The organism is Bacillus sp. PS95, from assembly GCF_037963565.1.
Taxonomy (GTDB): Bacteria; Bacillota; Bacilli; order Bacillales; family Bacillaceae; genus Bacillus; species Bacillus subtilis.
This window is the reverse complement of sequence record NZ_CP150160.1, coordinates 815254-839600: the sequence shown is the minus strand read 5'-3', so window position 1 is coordinate 839600 and position 24347 is coordinate 815254. Positions and strand designations below refer to the sequence as shown.

The following is a 24347-nucleotide window of genomic DNA, read 5'->3' as shown; positions in this document are numbered from 1 at the left end:
TTACATTCCTCCTTTTTCATATGACACGTACACATCTGTCAGCAGCTCCGAATCTTTTGGATATGGGCTGTCTTCGCTGAACGAGACGGCTTTTTCAATCGATTCGCTGACACGCTGTTCAATGTCTGACAGCTTATTAGCATCTGTTTCTTTTAAAAGGTAGTTTTTAAAACCTTGAATGGCATCCTTTTCTTCAAGGTGCTCAACTCTTTCATCCTTCGTTTTATAGGTTTGGGCATCTCCTTCGAAATGGCCGTAGTTTCTGTAGGTCATACATTCAATCAAAGATGGGCCTCCGCCGTTTCTTGCTCTTTCTATCGCTTCCTCGGCTGCCTGGTAAACTGCTAAAATATCTTTGCCGTCAACTGTAACCCCCGGCATGTTATAAGCAGCGGCCCGATCGGCGATTGAATCACAGGCTGATGCGTACTCAAATGGGGTGGCTTCGCCATAGCCGTTATTTTCGGCGACAAATACGACAGGAAGGTTCCATACAGCCGCTAAATTCAGCCCTTCGTGGAAGGTGCCTTGGTTATTTGCCCCGTCCCCGAAAAAGCAAACGCTTACATTTTTAGTCTGTTTATATTTAGCCGTGAGCGCTGATCCGCATGCGAGCGTAAAGCCGCCCCCGACGATTCCATTTGCGCCTAACATGCCTTTATCAAGATCCGCAATGTGCATAGAACCGCCCTTGCCTTTGCACAATCCGGTCGCTTTCCCGAAAATTTCCGCCATCATGCCGTCCAGGTCACAGCCTTTGGCGATACAATGTCCATGTCCCCTGTGGGTGCTTGTAATGCTGTCGCCATCATGTAAATGAGCGCACACCCCTACAGCCACGGCTTCCTCACCGGCATATAAATGAACGAATCCGGGAAGCACTCCCTGGGCGAACAGTTCATGCACTTTGTCTTCAAAGCCCCTGATCTCCAGCATCTTTTGGTACATCCACAGCGCTTTTTCCTCAGTTAATGACAAGCCTTCTCGTTTTAACAATTTCATTTTGTGCGCCTCCTTCTATTTAGGGTTCACCATTATAAATGCAAGAAGTGTGCCAGTCTTTTGAGCCCGTAAAATCAATCTTCTCGTCTTCACTTTGGAGACAGTTTGAGACGTGTGTCTCGTTTTGTCTCAAACTGATTCATTTGTCTCGTTTTACAGCCTGCAAAAAAAAAAAGACCGGATATCACCCGGCCTTTGACAATGATCGACGTATTTATTTCCTTGGAAATCTTTTTAACTTCCTAGTTCCTCTGCATCGTTTGACTGAATAGCTGCTTTTGAAAGAAAATCAATTGAATATTTGACATATGCGATACCGCCATCTTTTCGGCATCTGTTTTTAATAACCCGCTGGCACACATGTTCACACTCTTTTCTACATATGTGCGTGCTACAGTTCATGCTTTTCTTCAACAGCCCGGTTCAGCGCTTGGAGCATGTAGCCTATGCCTTTGTAAGATGATAGCGGCCAGCTGATATGCTGGTGTTCTCCGATGACGGCGTTTAGAACGCTTCGATATTTTTTTCCGCCAAGCATGACTAGCTCTTCGATATCAGAAAAGCCTTTTTCGTGAAATTGACGGCTCAGCTCGTCCGTTGTCATGATTTCCGGATGACCGGTGCCAAAAGTGACATCGTAATTTCCCGAAACGAGATCATCAGGGCGGAGGAACCCGTGCTTCGCAGACAAAATCACCCACTCATCGAAAAATGTTTTTGCATACCGCTCGCACGCCTGATGAAACGGGCTGAGATAAGCGTCCTCTGCTCTTACCGGCCCGGCATCAAGCTGGACGTCCCAGATTTTTTTCTTGCCGCAGGGGATGATGCATAGTCGTTTCATTTTCCTCTCCCCCTTTATAAGATATCTCCACTAAATATACCATTATTTACATACAATAAATTAGAGAAAAGACAGGCTGAGTAAAAGCTGCGTACAAAAAAGACCCGGATTTACCGAAAATCCAGGTTTATTTTAGTCAAGAATTGTATTAGCCTCTTTTGAATCAAGCACTGCTGTTACTCTATCCCATCAAGATACTTTCTCTCAAAGTCGTCGAGCAATGCACGCACTTCATCTGTTGACTTTGTGTTCATGCATTGATTTCTTAATTCACTTGCCCCTCGGAACCCGCGGAGATAAATTTTGAAAAAGCGAGGAAGAGGCTTGTACGGACGGGCTTCTAATGCTGAATATTTATCATGAAGATCCAGATGCAGCCTTAAGAGATCAAGCAATTCCTTGCTGCTATGCTCTTTCGGCTCCTTTTCAAAGGCAAATGGATTTGTAAAAATACCGCGCCCAATCATAATTCCATCAACACCGTATTGTTCAGCAAGTTTTAAGCCAGTTTGGCGGTCAGGAATATCCCCGTTTATTGTTAGCAATGTATCTGGTGCCACCTCGTCACGAAGTTTCTTAATCTCTGGGATGAGCTCCCAATGCGCATCTACTTTGCTCATTTCTGCCCTTGTACGCAGATGAATAGAAAGATTCGCAATATCCTGTTTCAAAATGTGTGTCAGCCACTCGCGCCATTCATCTACATCCGTGTATCCAAGTCTTGTCTTCACGCTTACAGGCAATCCCCCTGCTTTTGCAGCTTGTATTAATTCTGCCGCAACTGCAGGACGGCAAATAAGGCCGCTTCCCTTTCCATTCCCCGCCACATTAGGCACAGGGCAGCCCATATTGATATCTAGTCCTTTAAATCCTAACTCTGCCATGCCAATACTCATTTTACGGAAGTTTTCAGGCTTATCTCCCCATATATGGGCCACAATTGGCTGTTCATCCTCTGTAAAAGTCAAACGGCCGCGCACGCTATCCTTCCCATCCGGGTGGCAATAGCTCTCTGAGTTTGTGAACTCTGTAAAAAACACATCCGGTCTGCCTGCTTCACTTACTACATGCCGGAAAACAACATCTGTCACATCTTCCATTGGTGCCAGTACAAAAAATGGCCGTGGCAATTCACGCCAGAAATTATCTGTCATAATACATTCAAATCCTTTCATTATGGGATACGGCTGAACCTTTATCCCAAATTAAAAACTGACCATGCTTCTTTTTACACTTATCGCATGCGAAAGCATTTCTTATCAATCTATAGTAAATTTTGAACATTTCACGTGGGATGATTATCTACCCTATTTTTTATATTGTGGTTAACACTTGCGCTGACCTTCGTCTTTCTTAGTGGCCTTGCTTTTGAACTTTTTGGATAAAAAGGATTCCAACCTAAATAGAATATCATATGAGTTCTCCATATTACCAACGCAAAATAATTGCCCTGTTATTGAAGATAAGATATTTAACACTACACCATATCCGTATCTCTATATCATATTTGCGGAAAAACTAATAGAGATAAAGCAAATTGAGTTGGGGGTGGTATAACTGAGTACTCAAGAGAATGAAAAAACCTACTTAAGCTGCTACCACTTGTGAATCACATGGAGTAAAGAGGATGAGAAGAGAAAATAAACCCTTATTTAAAAGAATTCAAGAACTTCAATCTGAATCATTTGGGATTTGCTCATGATTTAGAAAATAACCAACGCAGCAAGTGGCAACCTACTATATATTTGTATAGGGTTATAATTCGGTAATCCTGATCCAGAACCATAAAATAGATTGCTGACTAAGTGTCGCAGTCTTCACTCATAAGATAATTAAGAAAGTGTTCATTTTCTTTCATCATTAAAAAAGGCATCAGAAGTTATTGCTTTAATTTCGAATATCCTTTGTTACCCCTGTAATTATTTGTATAATAGTGAAAACTCCCAAGAAAACAGTAATAATATTAAACCATGGATTATCATAGAATGAAAGATATGTTTGAAAGAAATCCAGTTCAACTATGTTTGCTGGGAATCCATTCATTTCTCTATACTTAGGACCCCATCCCGTTAATTCTACAAAATTAAAATAAAACTGAGATACTAAAAATGCCAAAAATGTTTGAAACCAACTTCTTTTATATAACGGTCGTTTTTTATATACTTTATCCATTTAATTATCCATTTCCTTCTCTGCAATACTTTTTAGCCAAGTGTCAATCTAAAATCATTATATTATGAAGCATGATTGTCGCAAGGATATAACCATTGTAGGTATTACTGTAATAGTTGTTATCGTCTCGGCACTATTATTTAATTGTTGTAGTGCTCATACGTTATGCATTTTAAAATGGGGTTGGCCATCATTTTCACCTCTTTCATTTATTACAATGTTTCAACTTTTTACATCGAATGACTCTTGAAATGATATACGCCATACTTTCCTTATATTCCTATCATCAATATTTCACACATAATAACTGCAAGTCAATATATAATTTTACAAATTATGAAAATACATCTATGATTTTACATCATTCTACTCATGTATTTTAAACATACTGGGAGGATATTTTTCCGGTTAAATAACGCTTTTTTTCACCTGCTTTTCAACACGTTTTTTCAATTCTTTTCGCCAGTTAAAATAAAGATCTCCGAGAATGAGAAGGAAGATAAAATTGAGAAAAGACAGTTAGGACAAGGGCTGCACATGAAAAAGACCTGGAAATCGGAATTGTTTATTTTACCGAAATCCAGGTCTGATTAGGTATTGTTTATTTTAGTTGGACGATTTTAATACAAGCCTCGCCACTGCTTCAACATGCGCCGTCTGCGGAAACATATCGACAGGCTGAATATAGTCCACGCGATAGTCCTTCGAAAGCGTCTGCAAATCTTTCGCAAGCGTGGATGGATTGCAGGAAACGTAGACAAAGCGTTTCGGTTTGACTTTTTTGATCGTGTCCAAGAACGTGCTGTCACAGCCCGTTCTTGGCGGGTCTACAATGACGACGTCCGGGCGGAAGCCTTCTTTCGTCCATTTCGGGAGCCAGTGCTCGGCTGTTCCTGTTACGTATGTGGCATTTGCCATGCCGTGTTTTTTGGCGTTTTTCTTAGCATCGTCAATTGATTCCTTGATGACGTCCATGCCGCGGACTTCCTTTGCTCCGTCCGCCACCCACATGCCGATAGTGCCGACGCCGCAATACGCATCAACGACTTTTTCTTTTCCGGTCAGCTGCGCCGCTTTTTTCACTTCATCATACAGCTTGACGGTCTGTTCCGGATTGAGCTGGAAGAAAGCGCGGGCGCTCAATTCAAAAGATACGTCGCCCAGCACTTCTTGAATTACTGTTTTTCCGGCGAGCTGTTTTGTTTTCTCGCCAAAAATCACTGAAGTTTTCGCCCCGTTTACATTCTGAATAATGGATTTGACCTCTGGCAATCGCTTTTGAATCGCTTTGACGATTTCTTCCTTGTGCGGAAGCGTTTCTTTTGCGGTTACAAGCACGACCTGCACTTCGCCTGTTTCAAAGCCGACTCTCGTCACGATCGTGCGAACGTCGCCTTTTCGTTTTCTTTCATTATAAACAGACACATTGAAGTCCTCTAAAATGCGGCGGACGATGCCTGTTGTTTTGTTCGTTGCCGGATGCTGAACGATACAGTCTTTAATCGGAACGATGTCATGAGAATCAAGGCCGTATAAGCCGGCGATGATGCTGCCGCTTTGCGAGCGCCCGATCTGGAATTGGCTTTTATTGCGGTAATTCCACGGGTTGTCCATGCCGATCGTTTCTTTGATTTCCATGTTTTCAACTTTAAACTTCGTATGGCGTTCAAGAGACTGAATGACGATATCGCGTTTTTCCCGAAGCTGCTGGCTGTATGCAAGGTGCTGAAGCTGACAGCCGCCGCATTGTTCATAAACAGGGCAAGGCGGTGCCACCCGGTGCTCAGATGCCTTGCGGATTTTCTTAATGCGGCCCTCCGAAAACTTCGGCTGGACCTTTGTGGCCTGCACAACAACTTCTTCGCCAGGAAGCGCGCCGGGCACGAAGACGACTTTTTTCTTAAAATAGCCGACACCTTCTCCGTTAATGCCGAGACGCTTAATCGTCAGCGGAAAAGTTTGTCCGACCTTCAGTTCGACGGGCGCCTGTTTCTTTTGTTGGTTCACGTTGTTCTCTCCGTTTCTATATGAAGCTTTCTGCGGATGGCAGAAAGTGAAATGGTTTTTTCACATCTTTCTAGTATAACACGTTTGCAGGATTTCCTTCATTGTCAGACGAATTATTCTATACTCCTCCACAAATACAAAGACGCATAGCTTAAATAAGGCTCCCACTCCTCGCTCATCGCCAGCATGACATCCTTTGCCGGCTTATCGTCCAGCTGAAAGTGGCGTTTGATGGCATTCTGGAGGCCGATATCGGCAAGCGGGAATAAATTGGGACGGCCAAGTCCGAACATGAGGACGTTTTGCACGGTCCACGGGCCGATACCCCTGATTTTGATCAGTTTCTTCATAATGTCTTCATCCGCCATATGCGGCAGCTCTGACAAGCTGAGTGTGCCTTCTGCGATCATCCTTGATGTATCAATGGTGTATTCCGCTTTTCTCATGCTGAATTGCAGATCACGCAGATCCTGATAATCGAGTTCCGCAATCGTTTCCGGCTTTGGATAGCACCACACGCCATCCTTCTGCTCGCCAAACGCATGAACAAACCGTTCTGTTAGCGTGTAAGCGAAGGAAAGATTGAGCTGCTGGTGGATAATGCATTTCATCATGCAGTTGTACACGCTGTAGTCCAGAACAAGCGGCGTCCCGGCATGCTCTTCAAAAATGGCGGACAGGCTCGTTTTTGAAAAATGATCCAGAACGTGCTGCAAATGATTTTCCCATTGAAAAATCCGCTTGATTTCCTTCATCATTTCTCCCTGATCCGTTTCCCCGCTGACGAGGAACTCAGGCTCGCCCGCATGTCCTAACGCCTGTACCTTTACAATACATACGTCCCCCGCTTGATTTCTGATTGGCACACGGACTTCCCTCGCCTCTCGATCAACAGCATTGAGGGGGTCTAAAGACAGCCTGTCCAGCACGCGGTCAAAATGATACGGAGGCGTGACAGATACTTTTTCCTTCCACATGAGATCCACCCTTTTTCCGTTTTTGTTCAGTATAACATGCCACTGGAATTAGGCAGAGAGTACCGTATACTTTTCTCATAAAGACCGCATGATATAATGGCAGGTGGAGGGTTGTTTATGATCAACATTACCGCAATCACAACAGAGCATCAGCTGCTGAAAAATATACCGATCGAACGAGTGGAACAGCCTGATATTGCATGGTACTGGGTTGATTTTTACGGCCCGGAGGATACGGAAACGGCGTTATTGAGAAATTTTTTTCATTTTCACCCGCTTGCCATTGAGGATTGCTTCCAGCACATGCAGCGGCCGAAGCTTGACCATTATGACGGCTATCGTTTTTACGTGATTCATGCGCTGAATAAGGAAACACTTGAGACGGAGGAAGTCGATATCTTTCAAGGCGAAAAATTTGTCGTCACCTTTCATTTACACGAAACGCCCGGAATCGCTAAAGTCCGGGAGCGTTTGTATGCTTCACCGGACATATTGAAAAAAGGGCCCGGGCATATTTCTTATATGATCATGGATCAGCTTGTTGATGAATATTTTCCTCTCGTGTATAAAATTGAAGACCGGCTGAATGAAATTGAAGAAAGCCGTCCCCACAAAACGTATGGAACGCTGATGAACGAGGTGTTTGATCTCAGAACAGACCTATTGCATTTGAGACGGACGATTATCCCGATGCGTGATTTGCTCTACCGGATTTTAAGCCTTGACCATGTGAAAGAGCAGCGGGAAACGAAAGCCTATTTCAGCGACATATATGATCATTTGTTAAAGTTGTCTGAAATTGTGGAATCCAACCGTGACATGACGTCTGACTTGCGTGACAGCTACGTGACGCTAAACTCAAACCGGATGAATGCGATTATGATGACACTGACGATCGTATCAACCATTTTTATCCCGCTCACCTTTATTGCCGGTGTATACGGTATGAACTTCGACTTTATGCCGGAGCTGCATTGGAAATACGGATATTTCGCTGTACTTGGCCTGATGGCCGCGCTTGTGATTGGAATGCTGATTTGGTTTGTACATAAAGGATGGTTCAATATTTTTAAATGAGGACAGCGAGCAGCTGTTCTTTTTTGTTGTAAGCCGATCGCTATGCATATTCTGTTCATATTGTTTATAATGGAAAAAATATTCAGGGAGTGATCAGATTGAAAATTGCTGTCATCGGACTCGGCAAAATGGGACAGCCCATTGCCCGAAATGTTCTTCATGCAGGCTACGAATTGACTGTCTATAACCGGACGAAACAAAAGACGGAAGACCTTGTCACAGAAGGCGCACAGGCAGCTGATACGCCGCGGCTGGCGGCAAACTCCGCTGATATTGTCATTACTATGCTTGCAGATGATGATTCTGTCAGCGCCGTGACATTCGGAGAAGACGGGCTGCTTGAAGGATTAGCAGAGAACGGCATTCACATCTCGATGAGCACAATCAGTGTTGAGTTCTCAGAAAAGCTCGCAGCAGCTCATGCAGAGAAAGGACAATTTTTTCTCGCCGCTCCTGTTCTTGGCAGACCGGATGCCGCAGCCAAAGCCGCGCTCCGTATCATAACAGCCGGACCGGCGGAAGCAAAGCAAGCTGCCAAGCCTCTGCTCGACAGCCTGAGCCAGCAGGTATTTGACGTCGGCGAAGAAAGCAAGACGGCAAATGCAGCGAAAATCAGCATCAATTTCTTGCTTGTGTCCATGCTGGAGGCGTTATCTGAATCCTTTTTAATGATGGAGAAATACGGCTTAGAACAAAAACAATTTTTAGAAATCGCCAGCGCGCTCTTTGGTTCTCCAGTCTATCAAAATTACGGAACCATTATGGCCGAGCAGAAATTTGAGCCGGCCGGCTTCAAAATGTCTTTAGGGCTGAAGGATACCAACCTGGCACTCGCCGCCGCAAAACGGGTTTCTGCAAATCTTCCTCTTGCCGAGCTGGCCAAAAGCCATTTTGAAAACGGGATTGAGAAAGGCTTCGGGGATCTGGACTGGGCCGCACTGATTAAATGTATAAAATAAAGAAAAGCCTCTCCGTTTAAGGAGAGGTCTTTCTCTTTTACAAAGACGGCAGCCTCATTTCTTTCTCAAACATCAGATCATCAATGCTTTTAAATGTGTAGCCCTGTTTTTTCAGATCTGTAATCGCGTCATCCAGCGCTTCTGCATTGTCCCTCGATACGGTGTGAAGCAGGTAAATGGCTCCCGGGTGCGCCTGCTTGATCATATGATCGTAGGCATATTTCTTCCCCTTTTGGTTGTTGATTTTCCAATCAACAAAAGCGACCGACCAGAAAACGGTTTGATAGCCGAGGCGTTTCGTTTCTTTCAGTACGTACTCACTGAACACGCCGCGCGGCGGACGCAAGTACAGATTGTCCTGCTTTCCCGTAATTTTATAAACCTCTTCGTTGACTGAATCAAGTTCATCCTGAATCTGATCAGCTGTTTTTGTCGTTAAATCCGGATGGTGAAAGGAATGGTTGCCGATAATATGGCCCTCATCTGACATACGTTTGATCAGCTGAGGCTGGTCCTTTACGAAATGCCCGGTGACAAAAAACGTTCCTGTTACGCGATGTTTTTTTAAGACATCAAGCACTTTTGGCGTATAGCCATTTTCATATCCGTTATCAAACGTTAAGTAAATCGTTTTTTCCTTTGTATTCCCTAAATAAAACGCGTCATATTTTTCAATTAAACTGTTCAGCTGCTTCCCGACATCTGGCGGCTGATGATTGACACTTCGTTTAAAGCCCCAATTAATCGGCTCATTCGGCACCGCTTCCGCCTGTGCTGCACCTCCGGCAAGCAATACGGCGGCGCAGCATATTGAACACATCCACTTCATGGCCAGCGCTCCTTCTGCATTTTTTCTTATTTTACAGATAGGGGCTTTGTTTTATACTGTTGCTTTATGCCAATAAAAAAACCGCGGCGGGCGCGCGGTTTTATTCCCAATCTTTTTTAAAACGTTCGTATTTGGCTTCCAGGTCATCAAGCATGCTGATAAGCCTGTCTATATCTTCAACGTCGGTTGCTTCAGGGTCTAATGAATCGATGACGTTCATAAACATGTCAAGTCTGTTCTTTAAATAATCAATCTGCTGATCTTTATTGTTTACGGCGTTCCCCATTCTGTTCCTCCAATCATTTTTTATTATGGTAGCTCATTTTTTGCCGTTTTTCAATCGCCGCGCTACTTGCGATCTTGGCAAATCAGGTCTAAAATTAACTGTTGGCAGCGTTAGTATGCCCATTTATAAAGGAGTTAGATAGTCATGACACAAAACACGAAGCTGCGTCCGATTACGCCCGAGTTCGACCCTTGGGAAGCCTATATGGATGTTGACCAATACGGAGACATGCAGCTGACAAACGTTGAATTCACAACGACGACACTGTGCAATATGAGATGCGAGCATTGTGCTGTAGGCTATACATTGCAGCCTAAAGACCCGAATGCTCTGCCAATAGATCTTCTGTTAAAACGGCTGGAGGAAATCCCGCGCCTCAGATCCATCAGCATCACAGGCGGAGAGCCGATGCTTTCGTTGAAATCAGTAAAAGAATATGTTGTTCCTTTATTGAAATATGCCCATGAACGCGGTGTGCGGACACAAATTAATTCAAATCTCACCCTCGACATCGAGCGGTACGAATGGATCATTCCGTATCTCGATGTGCTACATATTTCTCATAACTGGGGTACAGTTGAAGATTTTGCTGAAATCGGCTTTGCCATGATGGACAGAAAACCGACCTTCGAACAGCGCGCGCGCTATTTTGAAAAAATGATCGAAAACAGCCGCACGCTCGTGGATGCCGGAGTAATGGTATCTGCGGAAACGATGCTGAACAAACGAACACTTCCGCATATTGAGCATATTCACCGCCAAATCACAGAAGATATGAAATGTCAGCGTCACGAGGTCCACCCAATGTATCCAAGCGATTTCGCAAGCGCTCTTGAATCCCTCAGCCTGAAAGAGATGAGACAGGCCATTCACCGCTTGCTGGATATTCGTGATGAAAATACGTGGATGCTGTTCGGAACGCTGCCGTTTTATGCCTGCAGTCCGGACGAAGACGACCAAAAGCTGCTTCGCCGGCTTCGCGCGGCGAAAAACGTCACAGTTCGAAATGACCCTGACGGCCGATCCCGCCTGAATGTGAACATTTTCGACGGAAACATTATCGTGACCGATTTCGGTGATACCCCGCCGCTTGGCAACATTCAGACGGACAGCCTCCCTTCCGCCTATGAAAAGTGGAGAGAGACCAAGCTTGCGAAAGAACTGAGTTGCCACTGCCCGAATGTCCGGTGCCTCGGACCGAATGTTCTTGTCAAAAACAGTTATTATCAGGATACAGACTTCACAAAACGTCAAGCCAGGAGTTAGATGCGGATGAAAGAAACACTTACGGAGATTTTTCAAAATAAAATCGTCGATATTCTCCTCGTTGCGGTTATCCTTTGGATCGGTGTCTTTATCATCAACCGGCTGGTACAGCTATTTTTTAAACGGACGGACTTTATTGAAGAAAAAAAGGAAAAAACGATTGAAAGCCTTGTCCGTTCTGTCACCCAGTATACGGCGACAATTGGTTTTATCTTTTACGTTATTTCTTTATTTGTGCATGATTTCGGCAAGATATTGGCCGGGGCGGGCGTAGCAGGTATCGTGATCGGTTTTGGCGCCCAATCGCTGATCAAAGATGTGCTGGCTGGTGTATTCTTAATATATGAACGCCAGCTGCACAAAGGCGATTATGTCACCGTCAACAACTTGTTCAACGGGACAGTGGAGGAAATCGGCCTCCGCTCGCTGCAAATCAGGGAATGGAGCGGGAAGCTGCTCACCATCAGCAACGGCGAGGTCAGACAAATAGAGAACTATAATATTGATTTTATGCGGATTACCGAATCCTTTCTTATCAGCTTTAAAGAAGATCCGGACCGCGTGTACAGCGTGTTGGAAGAGGCATGTGACATGCTGAATGAAGAGCTTCGTGATTCATTGAAGCGGGATGAATTCGGCAATCCGACAGAACCGTTTCAAATCCACGGCATCACCGCATTGAATAAAATCAATCGCGGCGTCGAATTTACGGTTAAAGGCATGGTGAAAGATGATGATTATTTCAGTGCCAGCCTTGCAGTCAGACGGGTTCTCGTTCGCCAGCTCTACCAAAACAATGTGCAAATGCTTGAGGAAGCGGTCCGAATCGAGAGAACCCAATAAACAAAAAAACTGATTCCGAGTTGGAATCAGTTTTTTATTTATCTTGGCAGTGAGGAAAGCTGAAAGCCAAATGTGACATGGTCTTGAACCGGAATCCACGCGCCGATGCCCTGTGACGTGACATTTTTCACGACGAGTTTTCGTTTATTTCCTTTCAGCACTAAGTACACTTCTCCGTAAGTCACTTTTCCTTTTTCATTCACAGCCGGTGCATATGCATGTAGATAACCGATTTTTTTAGGAGCGACTTTATAAATCTGATCCCGTTTTGTGCCAGCCCCAATGACCGTCTCAAATGCAAGCGGAAGGTTCGTTTTCTTCATTGCTTTTTGCATCATCATGCTTTTGACATCTTCAGCATTTGGAACTTTAGCTGTCAGGCCGCCCTTCACTCTGTACTGCTGTTCCTGGGCATAATGCATTTCAGCCGTTTCTTTCCCGCCGCGGTTATCCGCACGGTTTATATTGATTTTTTTATATTCCCAGTTTGCGACTGTTTCATTTGATTCATAGCCGAGCGCCCATTTCCCGAGAAATATTGTCGCCCGGTACCCTACTGCAAGCGGTGTGCCGGATATGTTGGTTTCATTCAGCATTTTGATGAGATGCGGGTTTTCAATCTTCACCTCAGAATGATCGAGCAATTCCTTTGCCAGCTTGCTCGGCTGTAGCATTGGCTGATCCTGTGAAGCATTCGGATACGTGTTTTCCTTTGAAATGCTTGCGACAGAATTAGGAACCTTAAACTGCTTTTTCGCGTGGATGGGCTGAACGCCGAAAAAACTAAAGAATAACAACACGATAAGTGTGGAATGAAATAGCTTTTTCATCATATCACTCTTTCTATGGCATTTTCCCTTAGTCTTTTCATCCCGCTTTGTTGTTATCCATCATTTTTTCAGGTTAAAGAAGGAAAAAGCCGATCGCCATAATGACATATGCAGCAAGCAGTGTCGCACCTTCAAACCAGTTGGAATCCCCGTCATTCGAAATCGCGATCATCAAGAGAACCGCTGATACCATCGCGACGAGCTCAGGCAATGTAAATACAAGCGGCATGCTTGTCGGAAAAAAGATAGAACAGATGACGAGAACCGGTGCGACAAACATAGCGATCTGCAGCGTAGAGCCTACTGCAATTTCAACAGCAATGTCCATTTTATTTTTGAAGGCCATAATAATCGCTGACGCATGCTCCGCCGCATTTCCTACAATCGCCACGATGATGACCCCGATAAACAGCTCGCTCCACCCGAACTGTTCAGCCACCGAGTGAAAGGTATGGACCAGGTTTTCGGATATGTATGCAACCACAATCGTTGCCGCAAACAAGACAATCGTCGCAACCTTCCCTGACCATTCTGGCTCTTCCTCTTCTTCAGTCTGAGCGGCATTATTCGGCTGATAAACGCCCCGATGCGTGACAAGTTTAAAGTACAGCGCCGCCACATATAACAGAATCATAATGATGCTGATGCCGATGCTTAAATTGAGCTTGCTGGCGTTTCCCATACCAACAGAGAATACCTCCGGAATCACAAAGGCGACAATGATGGCAAAAATCAGAAGCCCGGAGTTATGGCGGGCATCATGGATATTAAATTCCTGCCGCTTATATTTTAAACCGCCGACAAAAAACGATAGGCCCGCTACCAGCAACAGGTTCCCCAGCACTGAACCGGTTAAAGAGGCAAGCACGATTCCTGTCAGGCCTTCTTTTAATGCAAAAAGGGAAATAATCAGCTCCACCGCATTCCCGAAAGTTGCATTCAACAAACCGCCGATACGCGGTCCTGCAATGATGGACAGTGATTCTGTCGCCCTCCCCATATAGCTTGCAAGCGCGATAATCGTCACGCAATAAACGGCAAATAGAACCGAGGAAGGCCAATGCATCAAACTGCCAATCACAGAAAGCGGAACACCGGCCGCCACTAAAATAAAAAAGATACGATTCATGGTGAAATAGCTCCTTTTTTATGACTTGTTTTATTTTTATTCTTCACAAAAACCTTCATGATTACACGAGGGCAAATGTATAGCGTGATATAGGCTTTTTTCAGGTTGCCTGCTTTTGGAAAACATTGTACGATCAACATAGATTCCATATAAGGAGAACTGACACGATGTCACGATTTCATTTCTTTATCCTTGTCTTGCTCGTTTCCATTTCCGGGTTTTCACAAGGCATGCTGCTGCCTGTCATTTCAATCATTTTTGAAACAAATGGAGAATCCGCTGCTATCAACGGCCTGCACGCGACCGGGCTGTATATCGGTGTACTTTTGGCTTCGCCGTTTATGGAAGCGCCGCTCAGAAAGCTCGGGTTCAAGCCGCTGATCGTCATGGGCGGAAGCATTGTCATTTTAAGCTTATTCGGATTTATTTGGCTTCAGTCAGTTTGGGTCTGGTTCCTGCTTCGCCTGTTCATTGGAATCGGCGACCACATGCTTCACTTTTCTACGCAAACGTGGGTGACCTCCATGTCATCAAAACAAAATCGCGGAAGAAACCTGTCTATTTACGGGCTTTCCTTTGGCCTTGGCTTTGCCGCGGGCCCGTTCATGGTGCCGCTTGTCAAGCTGAGTCCGTCGCTTCCTTTTATCGTGTCCGGCTGCATCAGTCTGTTTGCGTGGCTTTTTGTTTTCTTTCTACAAAATGCATACCCGGAAACCAGTCCTCATGAAACCAAATCAGACAATAGTTTCAGGCGATTTTATCAGGCCATGCTGTTTGGGTGGGTTGCCTTTATGCCTACATTTGGCTATGGCTTTCTGGAAACGGCGCTGAACGGAAGCTTTCCGGTGTACGCGCTCCGTTTGGGGATATCAGTAGACGCAGTAGCGTTCATCCTTCCCGCATTTGCGATTGGAAGCATTATCTTTCAGTTTCCGCTCGGCATCCTCAGCGATAGATACGGCAGGCGGAATGTGCTGCTGGTGATTTTGCTGACTGGGGCTCTTTGCTTTTTCATCGCCGGTGTATTTCCTTCGCCTTACGTGATCGGCGGCTGCTTTTTTATTGCAGGAATGGCAGTCGGATCAACCTTTACACTTGGCATCAGCTATATGACAGATCTTCTCCCGCCTCACCTCCTGCCGGCGGGGAACCTGCTTTGCGGCATTACATTCAGTCTCGGCAGCATCCTCGGCCCGGTTGCCGGCGGCTGGTATATGCAGACATTTGAAAGCGCAAACTTGTTCTACTTCATTACTCTCACGCTTAGCGCTGTGTGGCTGGCCCTTGTGCTGGGCAAACCGAAAAGCTGGTCACCGGCTGAAACCTATTCTTCATCTTCTTAATCAAAAAGCCTCCTGACATCATGTCAGGAGGCTTTTATGCTAATGGTAGCCGTTTTGTCCGTTGGCGCTTCCGCTTGTTTTATGGCTCGATTTGCTTTTCGAATTTTGTTTGTTATGGCTTCCGCCTTTTTTCGTATGCTTGGTCATCACGATATCCCCCCGACTTCTTTTTGAACCGAAGTTCGTTTATAGGGTGCGCTAATGGTAGGGATTTTCATCAGGAAGCTTTTTACGTTTATGTAAAAGAGCGTTGATTTCTCCGCCTAGGATAATTAAAATGCCGCTCAAGTAAAACCAAATCATCAGAACGATGATTCCCCCGATGCTCCCGTAAGTGGCGCTATAGTTCGCAAACGTGCTGACGTAAAATGAAAACAATGTGCTGACAACGATCCAGCCGATGGTCGCAAAGACCGCACCCGGCATGACAAACCGGAGAGACAGCTTTTTGTTCGGCGCAATCACATACAGCGCGGAAAAAACAATCAGTAGCACAAGCGGGCTGACACCCCAGCGAATGGCGGCCCAGACGGATAAAAACAGATCCGACGCGCCGACAAAGTCAGAAGCGAGCCTTCCAATCTCCCGGCCAAATACCGGCAGAAGCAAAGCCACTAAAATCGTAAATACCATGGCAATCGTCAAAAAAATAGAGGTTAGACGAACAATGATAAAAGAGCGGTTTTCTTCCACATCATACGCGTGGTTCAGCGACCGGACGATCGCGTTCATTCCATTAGACGCAGACCATAATGCGGCGATAATCCCGAATGACAGCAAACCGCCATTTCGATTATTTAAGGTTTGATGGGTAATGGATTCAACGAGAGACATCGCACTGGCGGGAGCATATTGTTCTATGACTCCTAAAACATCATCGGTAGAAAGCGGAAGATACGCGGTAAGCGTCAGCATAAAAATCAAAAACGGAAACAGTGACAATAGAAAAAAATACGCCAGCTCCGCTGATTTACTTTGTCCTTCATGAAGGGTGTATCTGCTGAAAAGCTCTTTCAAAAAACTCATGTCGTCTCACCTCGCATGTTTGATCATTTTTTTGAAAAATGCTCTTTCGTTTCTTGCACGAGTTCCATCACTTGCGGCGTTGTTTTCTTCAGCTCTTTCACCTGCTGGTTCACAAAGTCGACTTCCTTTGAAAGCGTTTGGGCGAGCTTTTTGGCCTCATCCACTTTTGTGATGACAGTGTTTTTTAACAGCTCTGGGTTGCTTTTGTACAGTGAAAGTTTATGCTTGCATGTCAGCCATCTCATGCCGCACGCCTGTCTTGTCGGCTTATGTAGCAGTGATAACGCCGCGCCTGCCGCAGCTCCGAGAAATATCCCTTTCAGCATTAAACGTTCGTTGTTCATGCAAATTCTCCTTTCACTCACAATTGTTTTTCTTTTTGAATGGATGCAAGCAACTGCTCACAGCCCGTTTTGATTAATTGGCAGACCTCTTCAAAGTTCCCTGTGTAGTAAGGATCGGGTACGTCAGCCAGATCTGAATCTTCAACATAGTCCAAGAGCCTTTTGATATGCGAGGTGTTTTTAAAACCCGCCATGCTTCTGAGGCTCCCGATATTTTCTGCGTCCATCGCAATGATGTAATCAAAATCGTCCAGATCCTGTTCGCTGACTTGACGCGCCAGCATGCCATCAAAGCTGATTCCTTCTCTGCGCAATATCTCCTGCGTTCCCTCATGCGGGGGGTTGCCGATGTGCCAGCCGCCAATACCGGCTGAGTCCGCCTTGATTTTCCCCTCTAATCCTTTTTTGGCTGCCAGGTCCCGAAAAATCGCTTCCGCCATCGGAGACCGGCAAATGTTACCTAAACAAACAAATAACACGCTTATCATGATGTGCAACCTCCCTATTCTTTGCCCCTATTTCTCTAAAAAGAAACCTTCATGAATATCTTAGTAGGATGTTCATTTCCTTTTCAACTGATGTCTTCACTTTTTTGGAATGAAAAGCCTGCTTTTAGAATAGGGTTTTTTTCTGATGGAATTCTGTTAGAATAAAACATACCTATATTGCGCATAGAAAGGATGGAACCATTTGTCCAGCCCAAATACAGAAACATTAACTCAAATGATTGAAGAGATTTCCCAAAAGCTGAACATGCTGAACGTCGGCGTAATCAAAGCGGAGGATTTCAGTGATGAGAAGATTGAAGACCTCACGTACCTTCACAGCATGGTGATGAGAAAAGAATCATTCAGCCCAAGTGAAATGCAGGCGATTGCTCAAGAATTAGCCTCGCTTCGTAAATAATGGAGACTGGCCGGAAACTCGGCGAGTCTTTTTTATCATTTCCCCAAACCAATTTTCCTTAGAACAGTAAACAGCAAAGTGTTCGAATAAGATTTGAAGGAGTACAAGCATGCAAACGACATCTATCAAAACAGCATCCGGAATGTATATCAACTACTTCTTTCTGGGGATGGTCAACATCATTCTCGCATCCAATATGTCTTCATTAACAAAACAGTGGAATACCGATCCGACCGGCATCAGTTATGTCATTGCCGCTATCGGGTTTGGCAAACTGCTGACATACGGCATTTCCGGCGTTCTATCAGATAAAATCGGCAGAAAGCCGCTTGTTGTCGCTTCTGCGGGAATTATGGCCGTCTTTTTAGTCGGTATTCCTTTATCACCGAGCTATGAGCTGGCGTTTGTGTTCGCCTTATTAGCCGGAGTCGCAAATTCAGCGATGGATGCCGGAACATATCCGGCCCTAACCGAGCTCTTTCCGTCTGCTTCCGGTTCGGCGAATGTCTTGGTCAAAGCCTTTATGTCTGTCGGGGCCGCACTTTTGCCGCTTTTGATCACATTTTTAGCAGACCACAGCATGTTTTACGGATTTGCTTTTTATCTGCCGGCAACGGTCTATCTCCTGAATATTATTTATTTATCAACACTTTCGTTTCCTAAAAAACATAAGAAACCAACTAATAGCGGCCAACAGGAATCTCCCGTTTTCTTGTCTGAACCCGTTTTTCAGAAAGAAGGCACTGCACTGATTATCATCGGTTTTACATCCACGGCTTTATTTACGGTTTCTCAAATCTGGCTCCCGAGCTACGCGCAAAAGGCAGCCGGTTTAGCTGAATCAGCATCTGTACAATTGCTGAGCTATTATAGTATAGGATCTCTGGCATCTGTTTTATTATTAGCCGTTTTGCTGAACAGATGGGTCAAACCTGTCTTCATAACGCTCTTATATCCTATTATTACTTTATGTACGCTCGCAGTCATGCTAACCGTTCATATCCCAGTTGTGCTGAACATCACTGCCTTTTTCTTAGGCTTTTCAACTGCGGGTGTGTTTCAAATTACCATTACGTTAATGACAGAGCTTTTCTGGAAGCGAAAAGGAACCGTTACCGGAATTGTAGCGACCGCTTCAAGCCTTGCATCGATTCTGCTGCCGATTGCAACAGGGCTTATCGCAAAAGCGGGGGGCATCGCCCATATTTTCATATTCGACTTCGGCATTGCGGTCATCGGAACGGCTGCAGCTGCTTTCTTGTATTACAGGTACAAGAAACTGACAGGTGCTCAAGCCTAAGCAACAAAAAAACGGACGCCCAAGAGCGTCCGTTTTTTCTTATTTCTCAAGCAATGCCAATGACTCGCGGTTAAATGCCGGTATATCGTCCGGTGTGCGGCTAGTGACCAATTGATCCTGGCAAACAACCACTTCCTTGTCCACAACGTCGGCACCGGCGTTTTCCATGTCAACACGAATGGACGTATAGCCCGTCGCTTTTCGGCCGTCGAGCGCTTTCGCATTGATTAAAAGCTGCGGGCCGTGGCAAATGGCGAATACCGGCTTTTTGTCAGTCATAAACGCTTTTGTAAATTGGACGAAACGATCGTCAGCGCGAAGCTGGTCTGGTGAAAATCCTCCGGGAATCAAAAGCGCATCAAAGTCTGAAGGATTTACGTCGTCAATGGACGCGTCAACCGTCACTTCCGCTTTTCCCTGCTTGCCTTTTACTGTTTTTCCTTTTTCATTTTCGATGACAGTCAGTTCATGTCCCGCTTCTTTAAAGGCTTTCGCAGGCTCAGTGTACTCGCTGTCCTCAAAATAATCTGTTAAAACAACTGCAATTTTTTTCCCCATGATTCATAACCTCCCGCTTTAGATGTCTACATAAAACACTCTACCCCAGCCACACTAAAATAAACATTCCGCGATTGTGACAAACGATAAGCATAAATGCCCAGTATTTGTCGTTTGATACTGCTACATAATACTCATTTTTCTCCCTTTTACAATAATCATAAAGAAACACCTACAAATAGTTACAAAATATTCTTACAATAGGAGCTGTAACACAAATTTCGTTGAAAGGTGGAGAACTGGTGAGAATACAGAAAAGACGAACACACGTCGAAAACATTCTCCGTATTCTTTTGCCCCCAATTATGATACTTAGCCTAATCCTCCCAACACCACCCATTCATGCAGAAGAAAGCGCGGCTCCTCAGGTGCATCTGAGTATTTTGGCTACGACTGATATTCATGCCAACATGATGGATTACGATTACTACAGCGACAAAGAAACGGCGGATTTCGGTCTGGCGAGAACAGCGCAATTGATCCAAAAGCACCGCGAGCAAAACCCTAACACCCTGCTTGTGGATAACGGCGACTTGATTCAAGGGAATCCGCTGGGTGAATACGCGGTGAAATATCAAAAAGACGACATTATCTCCGGCACGAAAACCCATCCGATTATCAGCGTCATGAATGCGCTGAAATACGACGCCGGAACGCTTGGCAATCATGAATTCAACTACGGGCTCGACTTTCTCGACGGCACAATCAAAGGAGCCGATTTCCCGATTGTAAATGCCAACGTCAAAACAACTAGCGGCGAAAACCGTTATACGCCGTATGTGATTAATGAAAAAACCCTCATTGATGAAAACGGTAATGAGCAGAAAGTAAAAGTCGGCTACATAGGCTTTGTCCCGCCGCAAATCATGACATGGGACAAAAAGAATCTCGAGGGGCAAGTTCAGGTGCAGGATATCGTAGAATCCGCCAATGAAACGATCCCGAAAATGAAGGCGGAAGGCACAGATGTCATTATTGCCCTCGCCCACACCGGCATTGAAAAGCAGTCACAATCATCAGGTGCAGAAAACGCCGTGTTTGACCTTGCCACTAAAACGAAAGGCATTGACGCGATTATCTCGGGCCATCAGCACGGACTCTTTCCTTCCGCGGAGTATGCGGGTGTTGCTCAATTCGACGTGGAAAAGGGAACAATTAACGGCATTCCTGTCGTCATGCCAAGCAGCTGGGGCAAATATTTAGGCGTGATTGACCTCAAGCTTGAAAAGGCGGACGGCTCATGGAAGGTAGCAGATTCCAAAGGAAGTATTGAATCTATTGCTGGCAACGTCACATCAAGAAACGAAACCGTTACAAACACCATTCAGCAAACACACCAAAACACACTGGAGTATGTCCGAAAGCCAGTCGGCAAAACCGAAGCAGATATTAACAGCTTCTTTGCACAGGTCAAAGATGATCCTTCCATTCAGATCGTGACTGACGCGCAAAAATGGTATGCCGAAAAAGAAATGAAGGATACCGAGTACAAGAACCTGCCGATTTTATCCGCTGGAGCGCCGTTTAAAGCAGGCGGCAGAAATGGAGCCAATTACTATACAAACATTCCAGCCGGAGATCTTGCGATTAAAAATGTCGGTGACTTGTACCTTTACGATAATACTGTTCAAATCGTCAAGCTGACAGGCAGCGAAGTGAAGGACTGGCTGGAGATGTCAGCAGGCCAATTCAATCAAATTGATCCAGCCAAAGGCGGCGATCAGGCCTTGCTGAACGAGAATTTCCGCTCCTATAATTTTGATGTGATTGACGGTGTCACATATCAGGTCGATGTGACAAAACCGGCTAAATACAATGAGAACGGAAAAGTGATCAATGCGGATTCATCCCGTATCATCAATCTTTCCTATGAAGGCAAGCCGATCAGCCCAAGCCAGGAATTTCTCGTAGTCACCAATAACTATCGTGCGTCCGGAGGCGGCGGGTTCCCTCATCTGACGAGCGATAAAATTGTCCACGGCTCTGCAGTTGAAAACAGGCAGGTGCTGATGGATTACATTATTGAACAAAAAACAGTCAATCCAAAAGCAGACAACAACTGGTCAATCGCGCCTGTTTCCGGCACGAATCTGACGTTTGAATCCTCGCTTTTGGCCAAGCCATTTGCCGATAAAGCAGACGACGTCGCTTATGTAGGCAAGTCTGCGAATGAAGGCTATGGTGTGTATAAGCTGCAATTCGATGATGATTCAAATCCAGATCCTCCTAAAGACGGACTGTGGGATCTGACCGTCATGCACACCAATGATACGCACGCCCATCTCGATGATGCAGCGAGACGAATGACGAAAATCAACGAAGTGCGCAGCGAAACAAATCACAACATTCTCCTTGATGCGGGAGATGTGTTTTCCGGCGATCTGTATTTTACTAAATGGAACGGTTTGGCCGATCTGAAAATAATGAACATGATGGGCTATGACGCCATGACCTTCGGGAACCATGAATTTGACAAAGGCCCGACGGTGCTTTCTGATTTTCTAAGCGGAAACAGCGCAACCGTTGATCCGGCGAACCGCTATCACTTTGAAGCGCCGGAATTTCCGATTGTCAGTGCAAACGTAGATGTGTCAAATGAGCCCAAGCTGAAATCATTTGTCAAAAAGCCGCAAACCTTTACGGCAGGTGAAAAGAAAGAGGCCGGCATTCACCCTTACATTCTGTTAGACGTTGACGGGGAGAAAGTCGCCGTATTCGGCCTGACAACAGAAGATACAGCCACCACATCAAGCCCGGGCAAAAGCATCGTATTCAATGATGCCTTTGAAACAGCACAATACACCGTCAAAGCGATTCAAGAAGAAGAAAAGGTAAATAAAATTATTGCTTTAACCCACATCGGGCATAACCGGGATCTTGAGCTAGCCAAAAAAGTAAAAGGCATTGATTTGATCATCGGCGGACACACTCACACCCTCGTAGACAAAATGGAGGTCGTGAACAACGAAGAACCGACGATCGTGGCACAGGCAAAAGAATACGGCCAATTCTTGGGGCGCGTTGATGTCGCGTTTGATGAAAATGGCGTTGTGCAAACAGACAAATCAAATCTGAGCGTGCTGCCAATTGATGAGCATACAGAAGAAAACGCAGAAGCAAAACAAGAGCTTGATCAGTTCAAAAGTGAATTAGAAGACGTAAAAAATGAAAAAGTCGGCTATACGGATGTGGCGCTTGACGGCCAACGTGAGCATGTGCGCACGAAAGAAACGAATCTCGGAAACTTCATCGCGGACGGTATGCTGGCAAAAGCGAAAGAAGCAGCCGGCGCCAGAATAGCGATAACAAATGGCGGCGGCATCAGAGCCGGCATTGACAAAGGTGATATCACACTCGGCGAGGTGCTCAACGTGATGCCGTTCGGCAATACGCTTTACGTGGCCGATTTAACCGGAAAACAAATTAAAGAAGCCCTTGAACAAGGCCTAAGCAATGTGGAAAATGGCGGCGGCGCTTTCCCTCAGGTGGCCGGAATCGAATATACCTTTACATTAAACAACAAACCTGGACACCGTGTGTTAGAAGTGAAAATTGAATCGCCTAACGGAGACAAAGTTGCTATAAATACGGATGATACCTACCGCGTGGCAACAAATAATTTTGTTGGTGCCGGAGGAGACGGATATTCTGTCTTTACAGAAGCCTCCCATGGTGAAGACCTTGGCTACGTTGATTATGAGATTTTCACCGAACAGCTGAAAAAACTAGGAAACAAGGTCTCTCCTAAAGTTGAAGGACGGATCAAAGAAGTATTCCTGCCGACAAAGCAGAAGGACGGCAGCTGGACACTTGATGAAGACAAATTTGCGATTTACGCTAAAAATGCCAACACGCCGTTTGTCTATTACGGAACACATGAAGGATCACAAGAGAAGCCTATCAATCTCAAAGTAAAAAAAGATCAGGTCAAACTTTTGAAAGAAAGAGAGTCAGATCCTTCATTGACGGTGTTCAACTACTGGTACAGCATGAAGATGCCAATGGCGAACCTTAAAACTGCAGACACTGCAATCGGAATCAAGTCGACGGGAGAATTGAATGTGTCATTGGCAGATGTATATGACTTTACAGTAAAGCAAAAAGGAAAAGAAATAAAATCATTCAAGGAGCCCGTTCAGCTTTCGCTTCGCATGTTTGATATTGAAGAAGCCCATAACCCTGCCATTTATCATGTCGACAGGAAAAAGAAAGCTTTCACAAAGACAGATAACGGATCAGTTGACGATGATATGGTGACAGGATATACAAACCACTTCAGCGAATACACGATCTTAAATTCCGGTTCGAACAACAAACCGCCGGCATTCCCGTCCGACCAACCGACAGGCGGTGATGACGGCAGTCATGGCGGAGGCTCCGACAAACCAGGCGGAAAACAGCCGACTGACGGAAACGGAGGAAATGATACGCCTCCCGGCACTCAACCGACTAACGGCTCTGGAGGAAACGGTTCGGGCGGATCAGGAACAGACGGTCCGGCTGGCGGCCTGCTTCCGGACACAGCCACATCCATGTACTCGATACTGTTGGCCGGATTTCTTATCAGCGCACTCGGAACGGCAATGTACTTACATCAGAGGAGAAAACAGAATAGAACGAATCAGGCATAAAAAAAGAGCTGCTCGCTA

22 protein-coding genes and 1 pseudogene are annotated in these 24347 nt (G+C 45.3%); 8 read left to right on the top strand and 15 right to left on the bottom strand.

Annotated elements, in window-relative coordinates; genetic code table 11:
* From acoA to NSQ12_RS04305, 7 genes and pseudogenes are all read right to left on the bottom strand, one after another.
* Positions 1-1002, bottom strand: a complete 1002-nt coding sequence (gene acoA / locus NSQ12_RS04335; protein WP_003242898.1) for an acetoin:2,6-dichlorophenolindophenol oxidoreductase subunit alpha — start codon at positions 1000-1002, stop codon at positions 1-3.
* A gap of 234 nt (positions 1003-1236) precedes the next feature.
* Positions 1237-1332: pseudogene (locus NSQ12_RS04330) on the bottom strand (hypothetical protein); the annotation flags it as partial.
* 61 nt (positions 1333-1393) lie between these two features.
* Entirely contained in the window at positions 1394-1846 is a 453-nt protein-coding gene (locus NSQ12_RS04325) for a DUF6884 domain-containing protein (protein WP_088325455.1), read from the bottom strand.
* Positions 1847-2022: 176 nt separating this feature from the next.
* Positions 2023-3000 (bottom strand): tRNA-dihydrouridine synthase, encoded by a 978-nt coding sequence (locus tag NSQ12_RS04320; protein WP_015252549.1) that lies wholly within the window; start codon positions 2998-3000, stop codon positions 2023-2025.
* Between the two features lie 733 nt (positions 3001-3733).
* A complete protein-coding gene (locus NSQ12_RS04315) occupies positions 3734-4018 on the bottom strand; it encodes a YfzA family protein (protein ID WP_088325454.1) in 285 nt (94 codons plus the stop codon).
* A 606-nt stretch (positions 4019-4624) separates the two neighbouring features.
* A complete protein-coding gene (gene rlmD, locus NSQ12_RS04310) occupies positions 4625-6025 on the bottom strand; it encodes a 23S rRNA (uracil(1939)-C(5))-methyltransferase RlmD (protein WP_003233644.1) in 1401 nt (466 codons plus the stop codon).
* Positions 6026-6138: 113 nt separating this feature from the next.
* Positions 6139-7002, bottom strand: coding sequence for a DNA-3-methyladenine glycosylase (locus NSQ12_RS04305; protein WP_339176009.1), 864 nt, complete (start codon positions 7000-7002; stop codon positions 6139-6141).
* Positions 7003-7119: 117 nt separating this feature from the next.
* Between NSQ12_RS04305 and corA the strand changes: the two genes are divergently transcribed.
* Together corA and NSQ12_RS04295 are read left to right on the top strand one after the other, a co-directional pair.
* On the top strand, positions 7120-8079 hold the full coding sequence (corA, locus tag NSQ12_RS04300; RefSeq protein WP_339176007.1) for a magnesium/cobalt transporter CorA: 960 nt from the start codon (positions 7120-7122) through the stop codon (positions 8077-8079).
* Between the two features lie 98 nt (positions 8080-8177).
* Positions 8178-9038, top strand: coding sequence for an NAD(P)-dependent oxidoreductase (locus tag NSQ12_RS04295; protein ID WP_327837964.1), 861 nt, complete (start codon positions 8178-8180; stop codon positions 9036-9038).
* A 37-nt stretch (positions 9039-9075) separates the two neighbouring features.
* Here the strand turns inward: NSQ12_RS04295 and pdaA are convergent, their stop codons facing one another.
* The gene (gene pdaA, locus NSQ12_RS04290) at positions 9076-9867 is read right to left on the bottom strand and encodes a delta-lactam-biosynthetic de-N-acetylase (protein WP_327837966.1); all 792 of its coding nucleotides are present in this window, start codon (positions 9865-9867) and stop codon (positions 9076-9078) included.
* Between the two features lie 100 nt (positions 9868-9967).
* Positions 9968-10153: an SE1561 family protein gene (locus tag NSQ12_RS04285; protein WP_003223132.1), complete on the bottom strand. Its 186-nt coding sequence runs from the start codon at positions 10151-10153 to the stop codon at positions 9968-9970.
* A gap of 144 nt (positions 10154-10297) precedes the next feature.
* On the opposite strand from NSQ12_RS04285, the gene yfkAB reads away from it, so the two are divergent.
* Together yfkAB and mscC are read left to right on the top strand one after the other, a co-directional pair.
* A complete protein-coding gene (gene yfkAB / locus NSQ12_RS04280) occupies positions 10298-11419 on the top strand; it encodes a radical SAM/CxCxxxxC motif protein YfkAB (protein ID WP_003233655.1) in 1122 nt (373 codons plus the stop codon).
* Positions 11420-12262 (top strand): mechanosensitive ion channel protein MscC, encoded by an 843-nt coding sequence (gene mscC / locus NSQ12_RS04275; protein ID WP_010886444.1) that lies wholly within the window; start codon positions 11420-11422, stop codon positions 12260-12262.
* A gap of 38 nt (positions 12263-12300) precedes the next feature.
* Here mscC and NSQ12_RS04270 read toward each other — a convergent pair whose 3' ends face one another.
* Together NSQ12_RS04270 and cax are read right to left on the bottom strand one after the other, a co-directional pair.
* Positions 12301-13095, bottom strand: a complete 795-nt coding sequence (locus NSQ12_RS04270) for a YfkD famly protein (protein ID WP_259266346.1) — start codon at positions 13093-13095, stop codon at positions 12301-12303.
* Between the two features lie 70 nt (positions 13096-13165).
* Positions 13166-14221, bottom strand: coding sequence for a calcium/proton exchanger (cax, locus tag NSQ12_RS04265; protein ID WP_259266345.1), 1056 nt, complete (start codon positions 14219-14221; stop codon positions 13166-13168).
* A 167-nt stretch (positions 14222-14388) separates the two neighbouring features.
* Between cax and NSQ12_RS04260 the strand changes: the two genes are divergently transcribed.
* Positions 14389-15564, top strand: a complete 1176-nt coding sequence (locus tag NSQ12_RS04260; protein ID WP_259266344.1) for an MFS transporter — start codon at positions 14389-14391, stop codon at positions 15562-15564.
* Positions 15565-15762: 198 nt separating this feature from the next.
* Here NSQ12_RS04260 and NSQ12_RS04255 read toward each other — a convergent pair whose 3' ends face one another.
* The 3 genes from NSQ12_RS04255 to yfkJ are packed head-to-tail and all read right to left on the bottom strand — an operon-like array spanning position 15763 to position 17422.
* Positions 15763-16590, bottom strand: coding sequence for a YihY family inner membrane protein (locus tag NSQ12_RS04255; protein ID WP_014479170.1), 828 nt, complete (start codon positions 16588-16590; stop codon positions 15763-15765).
* Between the two features lie 23 nt (positions 16591-16613).
* On the bottom strand, positions 16614-16934 hold the full coding sequence (locus tag NSQ12_RS04250) for a hypothetical protein (protein WP_003233665.1): 321 nt from the start codon (positions 16932-16934) through the stop codon (positions 16614-16616).
* A gap of 17 nt (positions 16935-16951) precedes the next feature.
* Positions 16952-17422 carry a protein-tyrosine-phosphatase gene (yfkJ, locus tag NSQ12_RS04245; protein ID WP_003243480.1) on the bottom strand — a complete coding sequence of 157 codons (471 nt, stop codon included), beginning with the start codon at positions 17420-17422 and terminating at the stop codon, positions 16952-16954.
* A gap of 202 nt (positions 17423-17624) precedes the next feature.
* Here yfkJ and NSQ12_RS04240 point away from each other — a divergent pair, with 202 nt between their 5' ends.
* A complete protein-coding gene (locus NSQ12_RS04240) occupies positions 17625-17840 on the top strand; it encodes a DUF1128 domain-containing protein (protein ID WP_015715504.1) in 216 nt (71 codons plus the stop codon).
* Positions 17841-17949: 109 nt separating this feature from the next.
* The gene (locus tag NSQ12_RS04235; protein ID WP_032723003.1) at positions 17950-19140 is read left to right on the top strand and encodes an MFS transporter; all 1191 of its coding nucleotides are present in this window, start codon (positions 17950-17952) and stop codon (positions 19138-19140) included.
* Between the two features lie 39 nt (positions 19141-19179).
* Here NSQ12_RS04235 and yfkM read toward each other — a convergent pair whose 3' ends face one another.
* Entirely contained in the window at positions 19180-19698 is a 519-nt protein-coding gene (gene yfkM / locus NSQ12_RS04230) for a general stress protein 18 (RefSeq protein ID WP_003233673.1), read from the bottom strand.
* A 242-nt stretch (positions 19699-19940) separates the two neighbouring features.
* Here yfkM and NSQ12_RS04225 point away from each other — a divergent pair, with 242 nt between their 5' ends.
* Positions 19941-24329, top strand: a complete 4389-nt coding sequence (locus NSQ12_RS04225; RefSeq protein WP_339176000.1) for a multifunctional 2',3'-cyclic-nucleotide 2'-phosphodiesterase/3'-nucleotidase/5'-nucleotidase — start codon at positions 19941-19943, stop codon at positions 24327-24329.
* The last annotated feature ends 18 nt before the right edge of the window (positions 24330-24347 follow it).